Origin of the sequence: Microbacterium sp., assembly GCF_035277845.1 — a bacterium.
In the GTDB taxonomy this organism is placed as follows: domain Bacteria; phylum Actinomycetota; class Actinomycetes; order Actinomycetales; family Microbacteriaceae; genus Microbacterium.
Window position 1 is genome coordinate 1 of record NZ_DATEJS010000089.1, and the last position, 14,180, is coordinate 14,180.

At 71.9% G+C, this 14,180-nt stretch carries 13 protein-coding genes and 1 pseudogene; 10 read left to right on the plus strand and 4 right to left on the minus strand.

Annotation, left to right across the window (positions count from 1 at the left end; all coding sequences use genetic code 11):
* Positions 1–1,745, minus strand: a 1,745-nt coding sequence (locus VJR25_RS03815) for an acetyl/propionyl/methylcrotonyl-CoA carboxylase subunit alpha (protein WP_324112687.1), incomplete at its 3' end; no start/stop codon positions are given.
* 81 nt (positions 1,746–1,826) lie between these two features.
* Positions 1,827–2,480 (minus strand): Maf family protein, encoded by a 654-nt coding sequence (locus VJR25_RS03820; RefSeq protein WP_324112689.1) that lies wholly within the window; start codon positions 2,478–2,480, stop codon positions 1,827–1,829.
* 66 nt (positions 2,481–2,546) lie between these two features.
* On the opposite strand from VJR25_RS03820, the gene VJR25_RS03825 reads away from it, so the two are divergent.
* From VJR25_RS03825 to VJR25_RS03840, 4 genes are read left to right on the plus strand one after another with little or no spacing between them, the layout of a single operon-like run.
* Positions 2,547–3,815, plus strand: a complete 1,269-nt coding sequence (locus tag VJR25_RS03825) for a class I SAM-dependent RNA methyltransferase (RefSeq protein WP_324112691.1) — start codon at positions 2,547–2,549, stop codon at positions 3,813–3,815.
* Between the two features lie 16 nt (positions 3,816–3,831).
* The gene (locus tag VJR25_RS03830; RefSeq protein ID WP_324112692.1) at positions 3,832–4,494 is read left to right on the plus strand and encodes a response regulator transcription factor; all 663 of its coding nucleotides are present in this window, start codon (positions 3,832–3,834) and stop codon (positions 4,492–4,494) included.
* A gap of 1 nt (position 4,495) precedes the next feature.
* On the plus strand, positions 4,496–5,731 hold the full coding sequence (locus VJR25_RS03835; protein ID WP_324112694.1) for a sensor histidine kinase: 1,236 nt from the start codon (positions 4,496–4,498) through the stop codon (positions 5,729–5,731).
* Positions 5,731–6,777: a hypothetical protein gene (locus VJR25_RS03840; protein ID WP_324112695.1), complete on the plus strand. Its 1,047-nt coding sequence runs from the start codon at positions 5,731–5,733 to the stop codon at positions 6,775–6,777. Before VJR25_RS03835 ends, VJR25_RS03840 begins: the two co-directional genes overlap by 1 nt.
* A 316-nt stretch (positions 6,778–7,093) precedes the next feature.
* Here VJR25_RS03840 and VJR25_RS03845 read toward each other — a convergent pair whose 3' ends face one another.
* Positions 7,094–7,321, minus strand: coding sequence for an acyl-CoA carboxylase epsilon subunit (locus VJR25_RS03845; RefSeq protein WP_324112697.1), 228 nt, complete (start codon positions 7,319–7,321; stop codon positions 7,094–7,096).
* Between the two features lie 26 nt (positions 7,322–7,347).
* Positions 7,348–8,937, minus strand: coding sequence for an acyl-CoA carboxylase subunit beta (locus VJR25_RS03850; RefSeq protein WP_414683727.1), 1,590 nt, complete (start codon positions 8,935–8,937; stop codon positions 7,348–7,350).
* A gap of 110 nt (positions 8,938–9,047) precedes the next feature.
* Here VJR25_RS03850 and VJR25_RS03855 point away from each other — a divergent pair, with 110 nt between their 5' ends.
* From VJR25_RS03855 to VJR25_RS03880, 6 genes and pseudogenes are all read left to right on the plus strand, one after another.
* Positions 9,048–9,827, plus strand: a complete 780-nt coding sequence (locus VJR25_RS03855; protein ID WP_324112699.1) for a biotin--[acetyl-CoA-carboxylase] ligase — start codon at positions 9,048–9,050, stop codon at positions 9,825–9,827.
* 52 nt (positions 9,828–9,879) lie between these two features.
* Positions 9,880–10,452 carry a PH domain-containing protein gene (locus tag VJR25_RS03860; protein ID WP_324112702.1) on the plus strand — a complete coding sequence of 191 codons (573 nt, stop codon included), beginning with the start codon at positions 9,880–9,882 and terminating at the stop codon, positions 10,450–10,452.
* A 48-nt stretch (positions 10,453–10,500) separates the two neighbouring features.
* On the plus strand, positions 10,501–11,622 hold the full coding sequence (locus tag VJR25_RS03865) for a 5-(carboxyamino)imidazole ribonucleotide synthase (RefSeq protein ID WP_324112705.1): 1,122 nt from the start codon (positions 10,501–10,503) through the stop codon (positions 11,620–11,622).
* Positions 11,623–11,759: 137 nt separating this feature from the next.
* Positions 11,760–12,227: a 5-(carboxyamino)imidazole ribonucleotide mutase gene (purE, locus tag VJR25_RS03870; protein ID WP_324112712.1), complete on the plus strand. Its 468-nt coding sequence runs from the start codon at positions 11,760–11,762 to the stop codon at positions 12,225–12,227.
* Complete coding sequence (locus VJR25_RS03875; RefSeq protein ID WP_324112707.1) at positions 12,224–13,630, plus strand: LCP family protein; 1,407 nt, start codon at positions 12,224–12,226, stop codon at positions 13,628–13,630. The genes purE and VJR25_RS03875 overlap by 4 nt, the downstream gene beginning before the upstream one ends.
* A 9-nt stretch (positions 13,631–13,639) precedes the next feature.
* Positions 13,640–14,180, plus strand: a pseudogene (locus VJR25_RS03880) (glycosyltransferase); the annotation flags it as partial.

A 14,180-nucleotide genomic window follows, 5' to 3' on the forward strand; every position in this document is an offset into this window, starting at 1 on the left:
CCGGCGGACACCGTGGTGCCGGGCTCGGCGTTGATCGCGCCGATGACGCCGTCCTTGTGGGCCTGGATGGGCTGCTCCATCTTCATGGCCTCGAGCACGACGACCAGGTCGCCCTTGACGACCTCCTGGCCCTCTTCGACGGCGACCTTGACGATGGTGGCCTGCATCGGCGACTTCACCGCATCGCCGGATGCCCCGGACGAGACCGTGGTGGAGTGGTTGCGCCGCGACGGCGGCACGGCAGCCGGGCGGCCGGCCCCTTCGCGCGGCGCTGCGACGATGCGGTCGGGCAGGCTCACCTCGAGGCGCTTGCCGGCGACCTCGACGACGACCGTGTGGCGCGTCTCGGGTGCGGCCGGGTCGGAGAGCTCGCCGTCCCACGGCGGGATGTCGTTGACGAACTCGGTTTCGATCCAGCGCGTGTAGACGCCGAACTCGCCGTCCTCGGCCGTGAACGCGGGCTCGCGCACCACCTTGCGGTGGAAGGGGAGCACGGTGGGCAGGCCGGCGACCTCGAACTCGTCGAGGGCGCGACGGGAGCGCTCCAGCGCCTCCTCGCGGTCGCGGCCGGTGATGATGATCTTGCCGAGCAGGGAGTCGAACGCCCCGCTGATCACGTCACCCGCGGTGACGCCCGAGTCCAGGCGCATGCCGGGGCCGCCGAACGTGCGGAAGGCCTTGACCGGACCGGGCTGCGGCAGGAACCCGCGCCCCGGGTCCTCGCCGTTGATGCGGAACTCGATCGAGTGGCCCTGCGGCTCCGGGTCGTCGTAGTCGAGGATGCCGCCCTCGGCGATGCGGAACTGCTCACGCACGAGGTCGAGGCCGGTGACCTCTTCGGAGACCGGGTGCTCCACCTGCAGGCGGGTGTTCACCTCGAGGAACGAGATGGTGCCGTCGGCGCCGATGAGGAACTCGCAGGTGCCCGCGCCGACGTAGCCGACCTCGCGCAGGATGGCCTTGGACGCCTCGTACAGCGTGGCGTTCTGCGCGTCGGTCAGGAACGGCGCCGGGGCCTCCTCGACGAGCTTCTGGTGGCGGCGCTGCAGCGAGCAGTCGCGCGTGGAGACCACGACGACGTTTCCGGCGGCATCCGCCAGGCACTGCGTCTCGACGTGACGCGGCTTGTCGAGGTACTTCTCCACGAAGCACTCGCCGCGGCCGAAGGCGCTGATGGCCTCGCGGGTGGCGGACTCGAACAGCTCGGGGATCTCGTCGAACTCGCGGGCGACCTTGAGTCCGCGACCGCCCCCGCCGTAGGCGGCCTTGATGGCGATCGGCAGGCCGAACTCGCGGGCGAAGGCGACGACCTCGTCGGCGCCGTCGACGGGCCCGGGGGTGCCCGGCGCGAGCGGGGCGCCTACCTTCTCGGCCACGTGGCGCGCCGTGACCTTGTCGCCGAGCGCCTCGATGGCCTCCGGTGACGGGCCGATCCAGATGAGGCCGGCCGCGATCACGGCGCGGGCGAAGTCGGCGTTCTCGGCGAGGAAGCCGTAGCCCGGGTGCACGGCGTCCGCCCCGGAACGGCGTGCGATGGAGAGGATCTTCTCGATCGACAGGTAGGTCTCGGCGCTGGTGCTGCCGCCCAGCGCGTACGCCTCGTCGGCGAGCTGGGCGTGCATGGCGTCACGATCCTGGTCGGCGTAGACCGCGACCGAGGCCTTTCCGGAGTCGCGCGCGGCGCGGATGACACGGACGGCGATCTCGCCGCGGTTGGCAACGAGAACCTTGGCGATGTCAGGCATGAATGCCAGCCTAGCGATGCTCGGACGTCCGGTTTTGAGCACCTCGCACAAGAAAACGCACGAAGCTTCGTCGGAAGCCTCTTACGCGTCGCGCGTCTGCCACAGGCTCGGCCACGACACGCCGAGGTCGCGCACGAGCCGGCGCAGCGTCGACAGCGACATCCCGACCACGGTCGAGGGGTCGCCGTCCACCCGCTCGATGAACGCGCCGCCCAGGCTGTCGACGGTGAACGCGCCCGCCACCTGCAGCGGTTCGCCGGATGCCACGTACGCCTCGATCTCGGCGTCGTCCACGTCGGCGGCGAACGTCACGGCCGCGGTCGCGACCGCGTGCGCCTCCACCGCCGGACGCCCCGGCTGCAGCCGGAAGACGCTGTGGCCGGAGTGCAGGATGCCGGTGCCCCCGCGCATCGCGTGCCACCGGGCGGAGGCCACCTCGGGCCGATGCGGCTTGCCGAGCACCTCGTCGCCGAACGCGAACATCGAGTCCCCGCCGATCACGATGCCGTCGAAGTCCGGGTCGCGCTCCCGCAGGGTCGCCGCGACGTCCGCGGCTTTGCGCCGGGCGAGCAGCAGCACGTGCTCGTCGGGGGTCAGCGTGCGCTCCTCCGCCTGCTCGACGGCCGCGATGACGGCGTCCTCGTCGACGCGCGGAGCCATCGTCTCCGGCTCGATGCCGGCCTGACGCAGCAGCATCAGGCGGGCGGGGGAGGTGGAGGCCAGGCACACGCGCACCCCCTCAGCCTAGGCTTCCGGGCTGCACCCGTGCGGCTGCGCGGCGGGGCGTGGGATGCTGGAGGGATGCAGCCCGGCGACCTCCTCGACCTCGACATCGCCGACGTCGCCCACGGCGGGGTCTTCGTCGGCCGGCACGAGGGCCGCGTCGTGTTCGTGCCCGACGCGATCCCCGGGGAGCGCGTGCGCGTGCGGCTGACCGACACGTCGAAGGCGTCGTTCTGGCGCGGCGAGGTGCTCGAGGTGCTGGATGCCTCCAGCCACCGGCAGCAGCACGTGTGGCGCCAGGCGGACATCGACGTGGCCCCGGAGAACCGGCCCGGCGGCGCCGATTTCGGACACATCGACATCCGGCACCAGCGCCGCCTCAAAGCGCACGTGATCGGCGACGCGCTGCAGCGGTTCGCCGGCATCGAAGCCTCGGTGCTGGTGCACCCGGCCGGTGTCGGCGACGACGAGCGCACCTGGGAACGCCCGGAGGCGACCCGGTGGCGCACCCGCGTCAGCCTGCACGTCGACGCGGACGGCGCCGTCGGCCCCTACGCGGCACGCAGTCACCGCGTCGTGCGGTTCGACGACCTGCCCCTCGCCACCGCCGAGATCGAGCGGGTGGCGCGTGCGGTCGCCGACCGCGGCGGCGCGCAGCCCGGCCGCATCGATCTCGTGCAGCCGGCCGACGGGACCGTCCGGGTCATCCCGCGGCCCGATGCGCGCCGCGGCACGCCGGCCGAGGCCCGCGAGCAGGTCGTCGAGAACGTCGGCGCGCACCGCTTCCGGGTGGATGCCGGCGGATTCTGGCAGGTGCACCGTCTCGCGGCGGACACGCTCTTCAGCACCGTGAGCGGCATCCTGGGAGGGCTCGCCGTCGATCCGGAGGCGCAGCACTTCGACCTGTACGGCGGTGTCGGCCTGTTCGCGACGGCGATCGCCGCGCAGGCCGGCCGGCACGTCACGAGCGTCGAGTCAGATGCCCGCGCCACGGACCATGCGATCGAGAACCTCGCCGCGTGGCCGGGCGCCGACGTGGTCCGCGCCCGGGTGGACCGCTGGCTGCCGCGGCTCGCGGCGGATGCCAGCGCAGCCGATCGCGCACGCATCGCACGCGGGGTCGTCGTGCTCGATCCGCCCCGCTCCGGAGCCGGCCGCGACGTCGTGGAGGCGCTCACGGAGCTCGGCCCCGCGAACGTCGTCTACGTCGCCTGCGACCCGGTCGCGCTGGCCCGCGACCTGCGCACCTTCCGCGACGCCGGATACCAGGTGTCGCACCTCAACGCGTTCGATCTGTTCCCGCACTCGCACCACGTCGAGACAGTCGCCACGCTGGAGCGCACCTAGCCAGTAAAGTACGGCTATGACGCGTGTGGCCCTGATCGATGATCATGAGTCCGTGCGTCTCGGGCTCGAGGCCGCGTGCGCGCGAACCGGCGTCCTGGACGTCGAATTCTCCGGGGCGACGGTGCTGGCGTATCTGAAGGAGCGCATGGCCGGGAAGATCCCCCCGGCCGACGTCGTGGTGCTCGATCTGACGCTCGGCGACGGCACCACCGTCACCGAGAACGTGCAGCGGCTCACCGCCGACGGCGCCAACGTCATCATCCACAGCGTCGCGGACCGCCCGGCGACCGTGCGCGAGGCGCTCGTCGCCGGAGCCGCCGGCATCGTGAGCAAGTCCTCGCCCACGGGCGACGTCCTGAGCTCGATCATGATCGTCGCCGCCGGCGAGGCTCTCAACAACGTGGAGTGGGCGAGCGCCATCGAGGGAGACCGCGCGTTCGCCGACGCCCAGCTGTCCACGCGCGAGCGCGAGGTGCTGCGGCTGTACGCCGCCGGACTGCCTCTGAAGGCCGTCGCATCCCAGCTGGGCGTGGCGTACTCGACGGCGAAGGAGAACATCGCGCGCATCCGGGTGAAGTACCTCGACGTCGGACGAGACGCCCCCACGAAGCTCGACCTGCGTCGCAGGGCGGAAGAGGACGGCCTGCTGCCGGAGGATCTGCTGGACGGCGGGCACTGACGTGAGCGCAGCGGACGACACCGTGGGCGGGGTCCAGGCCGAGCCCCTCAGCGCGATCGATCTGGGCACGTTCACGCGCTCGCGGGTCGAGCGGAGCATGGCGATCGTGATCGGCTTCGGCTGCGCCATGCTCGGCGCGCAGGGCTTCGTCGCCGCCCTCGGCGGCGGGGAGAGCGCGGATGCCTGGCATCCCGCCCTCGAGATCATGGTGTTCGTGCCGCTCGCCGTCATGATCGTCGCGTGTTTCGTGGGCCGGTTCACCAAGCTCTTCGGCTCGATCTTCGCGGTCGTCGGGGTCGTCGCGATCGCGCTGTGGCCGTTTCTGACCGGCCCGATCCCGCCGACGCAGCTCGACGAGCCGTGGCCCTTCTTCCTCATCAACGTGATCACCGTGGCCGCCGTGCTCGCCTTCCCGCTCGGATGGCAGATCGCGTGGACGGCCTTCGTGCCGCTCGAGTGGATGACGGTGCGGCTCATCCAGTTCGAGTTCGCCCCGCAGGCGCTGCCGCTGCTGCTCCTGGACACCTCGTTCGCGCTCGTGTTCGGCAGCATCCTGCTGACCCTCGGCTGGCTCTTCCGGCGCGCCGCCTCGACGGTGGACCACCGGCGGGCGATCGCGGACGCCGCCTATGCGGAGGCGATCGCCGCGGATGCCGCCGAGCAGGAGCGCCTCGCCGTCGGGGCCCTCATGCACGACAGCGTGCTGTCCGCCCTGATCGCCGCCGCGCGCGCGTACAGCCGTCGCGAACGCGAGCTCGCGGTGAGCATGGCGAGTGAGGCGCTCACCCGCCTCGCCAACACCGAGCAGGATGCCGAGGTCGGTCCGGATGCCCCGGTCGCCCTCGACGTCATCGCACAGCAGCTGGAGCGCGCCGCGGTGCACCTGGGCAGCCCGATCTCCGTGTCGAGCCCGGCCACCGGCACCGTGCCGGGCGGCGTCGCCCGTGCACTGGCGCTCGCCGGCGTGCAGGCCATCAGCAACGCCATCGAGCACGCCCACGCGGCCGGTCTTGCGGCATCCATCACGGCGACGTACGAGCCGCTGCAGGTGACCGTCACGGTGGTGGATGCCGGCGAGGGCTTCGTCGCGGAGGAGGTGCCGGAGGACCGTCTCGGCATCAGCGCCTCCATCGTGGCGCGCATGGCGGCCGTGGGCGGACGCGCGCAGATCGATTCCGGTGCCGACGGCACCGCGGTCACGCTGACCTGGAGCGAATCCGAGAGGGAGGAGCTCTGATGCGCGCCCGCACCATCCTGCTGACGCTCGGCACGGCGTTCACCCTCTATCTCACGCTGCGCGGCGAGGTGTGGACGGCGAACCCGGCCTACCCCGTCGCCCTCATCGTCAGCGACGTGTTCTACGTCGTGGTGTGCATGCTGTGCCTGTTCGTGGGGTCGCTGGGCGAGCCGGCCGAGTCCGTCGACGGCGAGTCGAACGCCGGCATCAGCGGCACCACGCGCGTGCCGACGTGGGTGGCGGTGCTCGCCGTCGCGAAGGCCGTGATCGACCCGATCGCGACCACGTGGGCGGCCGGCCCGGCCCTGCACACGGACGCCGTCGGCACGTCGTACATCGGGCAGATCGGCGCGCTGATGACCATCCTGATGGTGCGCCGCCGTCCGATCTGGGCGTGGGCGGGGATGGCCGCGCTCACAATCACCTCGATGATCTCGTTCGGGCCGCTCGGCGCGCTCGGCTTCGGCCTCGTGGGCTCGCTCATGTGGGTGGCCGTGGCGCAGCTGCTGATCTCGTTCTTCGACCGCGCCGTGCGCGATACGGTGCGGCTCGCGGAGCTGCGGCGCACCGCCACGGCGCTGCAGGCGGACCAGGTCGGCCGCCAGCGTCAGCGCCGCATCCAGGTGCAGCGCGCACTGGACGTCGCCGGCCCCGTGCTCACCCGCACGATCGAGACCGGCGGTGCGCTGTCCACCGCGATGCGCGCCGAAGCGCTGCGGGCCGAGGCGCGCCTGCGCGACGAGCTGCGGGCGCCGCGTCTGCTCGACGACCACGTGCGCGGCGCGCTGGATGCCGCCCGCCGTCGCGGCGTGACGGTCACGCTGCTCGACGAGGGCGGCCTGGAGGGCACGGATGCCGGTGTACTCGTCAGCATCCGCGCGGAGCTGGCCGCGACGATCGCCGATGCCACCTCCGACCGGCTGTACGTGCGCACGTCGTCAGACCCGCGCATCGCGGTGACCGTCGTGGGACGCTCGTCGCCCGCGGGCCTGCTCACCGACGAGGACAGCGTCGACCTCTGGCGTGAGATCCACCGCGACGTCTGAGGGGCGACGCCGTCTGCGGCGGCGCGGAGACGTCCGACGTGTCTGCGGCGTCGCGCAGCGGAAGAGGTTCGGATGGAGGTGGGGGGCGGTTTCCCTGCCCCCCACCTCGGCGGACGGTTACCCGAAAAACCGTCGGCCAGGGCCGAACGCACGATCTGTCTTCCCAGGACTGACCGTTCGGCCGAACGCATACAGAGCGTTCCAGCACCTCAAGTATCACCCATGGCATTCAGTAGGTCTGTAGGCATTTCGGGGGACAGAACCTGAGAGTTTGCTGAAAAGTTCAAACTCGGTCCAACAATCGCCTGCAGGACGCTCAGCCGGGGAAGTTGCTCCAGCCGCGATCGCGCGCCAGCGGCCGGCGCAGGCCGCGCTGGGAGAGGGACCAGACGCTGCGCGTCGGCTCGTCGTCGGCGAGCGCGTCGCCGGCCTCCTCCGCGTAGGCGGCCGTCACCACGGCGACCAGCGCGGCGAGCTCGTCATCGCCCGGATTGCCGCGCAGCACGTCGACGCGCAGGGGTGCGGGATCGTCGGCGAGCGTCATGTCGTCCATTGTCTCGCGAGCTGCGCTCACAGGGGGATGTTCCCGTGCTTCTTCGGCGGCAGGCTGGCGCGCTTGCCGCGGAGGGAGCGGAGGGCCTTCGCGATCGAGACGCGCGTCTGCGCGGGCTCGATGATGCCGTCGAGCTCGCCGCGCTCAGCGGCCAGGAACGGCGAGGCGACGTTGTAGAGGTACTCGTTCGCCAGGCGTGCGCGCACGGCGGCGACATCCTCGCCCGCTTCCTCGGCGCGCTTGATCTCGCCGCGGTACAGGATGTTCACCGCGCCCTGGCCGCCCATCACCGCGATCTCCGCGGTCGGCCAGGCCAGGTTGATGTCCGCGCCGAGCTGCTTCGAGCCCATCACGATGTACGCGCCGCCGTAGGCCTTGCGCAGGATGACGGTCACGAGCGGAACCGTCGCCTCGGCGTACGCGTACAGCAGCTTCGCGCCGCGGCGGATGACGCCGGTCCACTCCTGGTCGGTGCCGGGCAGGTAGCCGGGCACGTCGACGAGCGTGACGATCGGCACCGAGAACGCGTCGCAGAAGCGCACGAACCGGCTCGCCTTCTCGCCCGCCTCGATGTTCAGGGTGCCGGCCATCTGCGACGGCTGGTTGGCGATGATGCCGACGGTGCGGCCCTCGACGCGGCCGAAGCCGATCACGATGTTCGGCGCGAACAGCGGCTGGATCTCGATGAACTCGCCGGCATCCACCACGTGCTCGATGACGGTGTGGATGTCGTACGGCTGGTTCGGGGAATCGGGGATGAGCGTGTTCAGCGTGCGGTCGGCGTCGGTGGTCTCCCACTCGAAGTCGGACTCGTACACCGGCAGCTCCGACATGTTGTTGTCGGGGAGGTACCCGAGGAGCGTCCGCACGTAGTCGATCGCGTCGTCCTCGTCCTCGGCCAGGTAGTGCGCGACCCCGGAGCGCGTGTTGTGCGTGTACGCGCCGCCGAGCTCCTCCATGCCGACGTCCTCGCCGGTGACGGTCTTGATGACGTCCGGACCGGTGACGAACATCTGGCTGGTCTTGTCGACCATGACCACGAAGTCGGTGAGTGCGGGGGAGTAGACCGCGCCGCCCGCCGCGGGGCCCATGATGATCGAGATCTGCGGGATCACGCCGGAGGCGGCGGTGTTCAGGCGGAAGATCTCGCCGTACTTGCCGAGCGCGACCACGCCCTCCTGGATGCGGGCGCCGCCCGAGTCGAGGATGCCGATGCACGGGATGCCCGAGCGCATGGCGAACTCCATGACCTTGATGATCTTGTCGCCGGCGACCTCGCCGAGCGAGCCGCCGAAGGTGGAGAAGTCCTGGGCGTACACGGCGACGGTGCGCCCGTGGATGGTGCCCACGCCGGTGACCACCGAGTCGCCGTAGGGGCGCGCCTTGTCCATGCCGAATGCCGTGGTGCGGTGGCGGACGTACTCGTCGAGCTCGGAGAACGACCCCTTGTCGAGGAGGAGCTCGATGCGCTCGCGCGCGGTGAGCTTGCCCTTCGCGTGCTGCTTCGTCTGCGCCGTCGCCTCAGCGTCGACCACCGCCTCTTGATAGCGGCTGCGCAGGTCGGCGATCTTCGCCGCGGTCGTGGAGAGGTCCGGCTGATCCGTCACGGATTCCAGACTAGCGATCGGCCCGCGGCGAGGGTTGGAGGCTCGGCACAAGGCGATCCGCGACTCTTGGTGGGGATCCTCCGAACCTGCCTCCGGCCTAGACTGACGGGATGCCCGACGATGGCTCCTTCCGCCGCCTGAACGCGCTCGTCTCCTCCCTCGAGATCACGCCGCAGAGCGCCTCGACGAACGCCCAGCTCGTCGCCCGGGCCGCCGGCCCGGCAGGCGCGCTGCCGCACCTGACCGTGCTTCTCACCCGCGATCAGACCGGCGGCCGGGGGCGCCTGGACCGCTCGTGGGTCGCCGGGCCGGGGCGAGCGCTGGCGGTGTCGGTGCTGGTACGGGTGGATGACGTGGCCCCCGCCGCGCGTGGCTGGATCCCGCTGGTGGCCGGGGCCGCCATGACGCGCGCCGTCGCCGCGCAGCTGCCGCAGCAGACGGTGCGGATGAAGTGGCCCAATGACGTGCTCGTCGACGGCCGCAAGATCTGCGGCATCCTCGCCGAGGTCGTGCCGGGAGACCCGGGAGCCGTCGTGATCGGCTCGGGTGTCAACACGACGATGCCCGCCGACGAGCTGCCGGTGCCGACGGCCACCTCCTTCGCCGTGCTCGGCGCCGTCGCCGACGAGGACGCCCTGCTCTCCGACTACGTGCGCGAGCTGGACCGCGCGCTGCGTGACCTCGCCGCGGACGGCGGGGCCCCCGCGGAGCTGCGCACCGCGGTCGAGACGGTGTGCGCCACGATCGGGCTCGACGTGCGCGTGTCGCTGCCGGACGGCTCCGCCGTCGTCGGCCGGGCGGTGCGGCTCGACGAGGACGGGCGCCTGGTCGTCGCATCCGATTCCGGTGAGCGGTCGCTGTCGGCCGGAGACGTCGTGCACGTGCGCTGACGCGCCTCATCCGATCGGCGGTTTCGCGGGCGGCCCGGGGCACAATGGTGGGGTGACCCAGCCCCTCGGGCCGATGAACCGGCCGCCGACGCCCGCATCCGGCTCCGCGACGCCGGAATTGCGCGTGGCGCGCTTCCGGCGGCACGGCCGGCTGCTGGTCTGGCCCGCCGCGGTGCTGATCGCCGTCGCCGGCGTCACGGGCTTCTTCTACGACAACCTCCCGTGGCCGTGGGCGAAGGACTGGATGCTGGTCGCCGTCGCCGCGCTCGTCGTGCTGCTGCTCGTGGTGCTGCCGTTCCTGTCGTGGTGGACGCACACGTACACGATCACCACGCGCCGGGTCATCGAGCGGCGTGGCATCCTCGTCATGCACCGGCGCGAGCTCAACCACGCCCGCGGGTACCACGTGGCGGTGCGCCGCCGCATCCTGCAGCGGCCGTGGGGGTCGGGAACGCTGACCCTCTCCGACGGCGTCGAGCAGCCGCTGCGCCTGGTGGACGTGCCGAGCGCCGAGCTCGTGCACGAAGTGCTCGTCGATCAGGTCGAGATGAGCCAGATGCTCGCCCACCGGGACGGCGGCGCGCTCCCGGGCCAGGCGACCCGGCCGTCCCCGCTGCTGCCGTAACCGCAGCCCCGCGCGGTGCGCGAGAATGGGGCGGACGGAAGGAGCAGCATGAGCCTGCGAGTCGGTGTCGTCGGTGGGGGCCAGCTGGCGCGGATGATGATCGCACCCGCGGTCGAGCTCGGGGTCGAGATCCGGGTCCTCGCCGAGCAGCCCGGGATGTCGGCGGCGATCGCCGCGACCGCGGTCGGCGACTACCGCGACGCCCAGACCGTGCTCGACTTCGCCCGGGAGGTCGACGTCATCACATTCGACCACGAGCACGTGCCGCAGGACGTGCTGCACGCACTCGTCGACGCCGGCGTCGCCGTGCACCCGGGGCCGGACGCGCTGCAGTACGCGCAGGACAAGCTGGTGATGCGGGCCAGGCTCGCCGAGCTCGGGATGCCGCAGCCGGAGTGGGCCGCGGTGCACGACGCCGCCGAGCTGCAGTCCTTCATCGACGACAACGGCGGGCGCGCGATCGTCAAGACGCCGCGCGGCGGCTACGACGGCAAGGGCGTGCGGGTCGTCTCGGCCGGCACCGACGCCGACGACTGGTTCGCCCGCGCCGCGGGCTCCGCGCTCCTCGCCGAAGAGCTCGTGGACTTCCGCCGGGAGCTGGCCCAGCAGGTGGCGCGCCGCCCCTCCGGCGACGTGCGCGCGTACCCCGTGGTGCACACCGAGCAGCGTGACGGCGTCTGCGCCGAGGTGATCGCCCCCGCACCGGAGAGCACGCCGCGGCTGGAGGCCGTCGCCGCCGAGATCGGCACCGGCATCGCCGAGGGGCTGGGCGTGACCGGGATGCTCGCCGTCGAGCTGTTCGAGACCACCGACGACCGGCTGCTGGTCAACGAGCTCGCCATGCGCCCGCACAACAGCGGGCACTGGACGCAGGACGGCGCCATCACCAGCCAGTTCGAGCAGCACCTGCGGGCCGTGCTCGACCTGCCTCTCGGCGACCCGAACCCGCGCGCGCCGTGGACGGTGATGGTCAACATCCTCGGCGGACCGGCCGACGGGACCCTCGCCGACCGGATGCCGGCCGCCATGGTCGCGCACCCGGACGTGAAGGTGCACACGTACGGCAAGGACCCGCGCCCCGGCCGCAAGGTCGGGCACGTCAACGCCACCGGCTCCGTGCTGTACGAGGTCACCTACGACGCCCGTGCGGCGGCCGCCTTCTTCGCCTGATCGGGGCACCGCGACGCGCGCCGTTGCGGGGATCTTCCAGTGTCGCGGCCTAGCCTGGGCAGGTGACTGAGCCGCAGCCCGCCACCGTGCCCAGCCCGGAGTCCGCCGAGCACCCCGCGCCGCTCGTCGGCGTCGTGATGGGATCCGACTCCGACTGGTCGGTGATGAAGGATGCCGCCGCCGCGCTGACCGAGTTCGGCATCGCGCACGAGGTCGAGGTCGTCTCGGCGCATCGCACGCCCGACAAGCTGATGCGGTACGGCCGCGAGGCGCGGGGCCGTGGCCTGCGCGCCATCATCGCCGGCGCCGGCGGAGCCGCGCACCTGCCCGGAATGCTCGCCTCCGTGACCGCGCTGCCGGTGATCGGCGTGCCCGTTCCCCTCGCGCGGCTGGACGGGATGGACTCCCTCCTGTCGATCGTGCAGATGCCGGCCGGCATCCCCGTCGCGACCGTGTCCATCGGCGGCGCGAAGAACGCCGGCCTGCTCGCGGCGCGCATCCTCGGGGCATCCGACCCCGCCATCGCGGACGCCGTCGAGGCGTACGCCGCCGACCTGGAGGCCCAGGTGGAGGAGAAGAACCGCCGGCTGAAGGCGGCCCTGTGACCGCGGCCGCCCTGGGCATGTCCGCCCAGCCCATCCGGCATCCCGACGGGTCCGAACAGGTGATGACCCGCCGTGGATGGTGGCTCGTGCTGCTGAACTTCCTGATTCCGGGCTCCGCCCAGGCGCTCGCCGGCAACCGGCGGCTCGGCCGCTTCGGCCTCGGCGCCACGCTCGTCATGTGGGCGCTCGCGATCGTCACGGTCGCCGTGGCGCTGCTGTCGCGCCGCACGATGTTCGATCTCGTCACCAACGGCATCGTGCTGCTGGTGGTCGAGGTGCTGCTGGTCGCCTACGCGATCCTCTGGGTGGTGCTCACGATCGACACGCTGCGGCTCGTGCGGGTCGTGCGGCTGCGTTCCTGGACCCGCGTCGCCATCCCGATCCTGTCGGTCGTCCTGCTCGTCGTCGCCTCCGGCGGGGCGGTGACCGCGGCCAGCTATGCGCAGACCGCGCGCGACACGTTCGGCACCCTGTTCGGGGCATCCGGCGCCTCGCAGGCGCCCAGCGACGGCTACTACAACATCATGCTGCTCGGCGGCGACGATGCCCAGGGGCGCACGTCGATGCGGTTCGACAGCATCTCGGTGGTCTCCATGAACGCCACCACGGGCGCCATCACGACCACCGGCGTGCCGCGCGACCTGGCGGGCTTCCCGTTCGTCGCGGGCAGCCCGATGCGCTCCCTCTACCCCTCGGTGCACACCGGGCACGGCGATCCGGTCTGCGGCTGGGGACCCGGCATCAACCAGCTCAACACCGAGGTGACCGTGTGCAAGCACGGCTCCTCCCTCTACCCCGACGCCGTCACGCAGGGCTCCACGCCCGGCATCGAGGCGACGCGCGACGCACTCGAGGGCATCCTCGGCGTCAAGATCCAGTACTACGTGCTGATGAACTTCGGCGGGTTCGCGCAGCTGGTCGACGCGCTCGGCGGAGTGGACATCAAGGTCACCGAGCGGCTGCCCATCGGCGGCGGCCCCAAGTACCGCGGCGAGCCGGCCAGCCAGTGGGCCAAGGGGTGGATCGAGCCCGGCGAGCAGCACATGGACGGCAACACCGCTCAGTGGTACGCCCGCTCCCGCGAGACCACCAGCGACTGGGACCGCGTGCAGCGCCAGGCGCAGCTCGAGCAGGCGATCGTCAAGCAGGTCAACGCGACGACGCTGCTCACCCGCTTCCGCGAGGTCGCGGCGGCCGGGCAGAACCTGTTCAAGACGGACATCCCCGAGGGGATGCTCGGCTACCTGGCGGATCTCGGCATCAAGTCGCGCTCCCAGAAGGTGCAGGCGATCCAGCTCGTCCCCACCCAGGGCGTCGACCAGTTCAACCCGGATGTCGCAGCCATCCACGCGAAGCTGCAGAAGCTGCTGCATCCGGCGGCATCCCCGTCACCCTCGAACTGAGGAGCAGTGATGACGACGACCCTGCGCGTGGTGCTCGACCAGCTCGTCACCCCGACCGACCAGCACCTCGAGACGGCGTCGCGGGAACGCGCCGCAGCGCTCATCCAGACGAGCCCGGCCGGCTGCGACGTCGCCGCGATCGTGCCGTCCGGCGGCGACGAGCTGCGGATGCCGGGCCTCGCCGAGGTGCACCGGCTCGGCCTCGGCCGGCGGGAGCTCGCCGCGGCCTGGCAGATGGGCGTGCCGGTCGGCGCGCCCGGCGGCCTCGTGCACTCCCCGACGCTGATGGCTCCGCTCGTCCGCCACGACCGGGTGCACGACAACGACCAGACCGTGGTGACGCTGTGGGATCTGCAGGCATGGGATTCGCCGTCCGGGATGCCGCGCACGAGCGTCGCCTGGCACCGCGCGATGCTCAAGCGCGCCGAGAAGCACGCGGATGCCGTGGTCGTGCCGACGCACGCGATCGCGGAGCGACTTGCGGAGTCCACCCGGCTCGGCGCGCGCATCCGCGTCATCGCGGGCGCCGCGCCGGCCGCGTTCGCGGTGC

Excerpts from the sequence above, each read along its gene's own strand:
- VJR25_RS03865 (WP_324112705.1), top strand. The coding sequence starts at position 10,501 with ATGAGCCTGCGAGTCGGTGTCGTCGGTGGGGGCCAGCTGGCGCGGATG.
- VJR25_RS03830 (WP_324112692.1), top strand. The coding sequence starts at position 3,832 with ATGACGCGTGTGGCCCTGATCGATGATCATGAGTCCGTGCGTCTCGGG.
- VJR25_RS03840 (WP_324112695.1), top strand. The coding sequence starts at position 5,731 with ATGCGCGCCCGCACCATCCTGCTGACGCTCGGCACGGCGTTCACCCTC.
- VJR25_RS03845 (WP_324112697.1), bottom strand. The coding sequence starts at position 7,321 with ATGACGCTCGCCGACGATCCCGCACCCCTGCGCGTCGACGTGCTGCGC.
- purE (WP_324112712.1), top strand. The coding sequence starts at position 11,760 with ATGGGATCCGACTCCGACTGGTCGGTGATGAAGGATGCCGCCGCCGCG.
- VJR25_RS03855 (WP_324112699.1), top strand. The coding sequence starts at position 9,048 with ATGCCCGACGATGGCTCCTTCCGCCGCCTGAACGCGCTCGTCTCCTCC.
- VJR25_RS03825 (WP_324112691.1), top strand. The coding sequence starts at position 2,547 with ATGCAGCCCGGCGACCTCCTCGACCTCGACATCGCCGACGTCGCCCAC.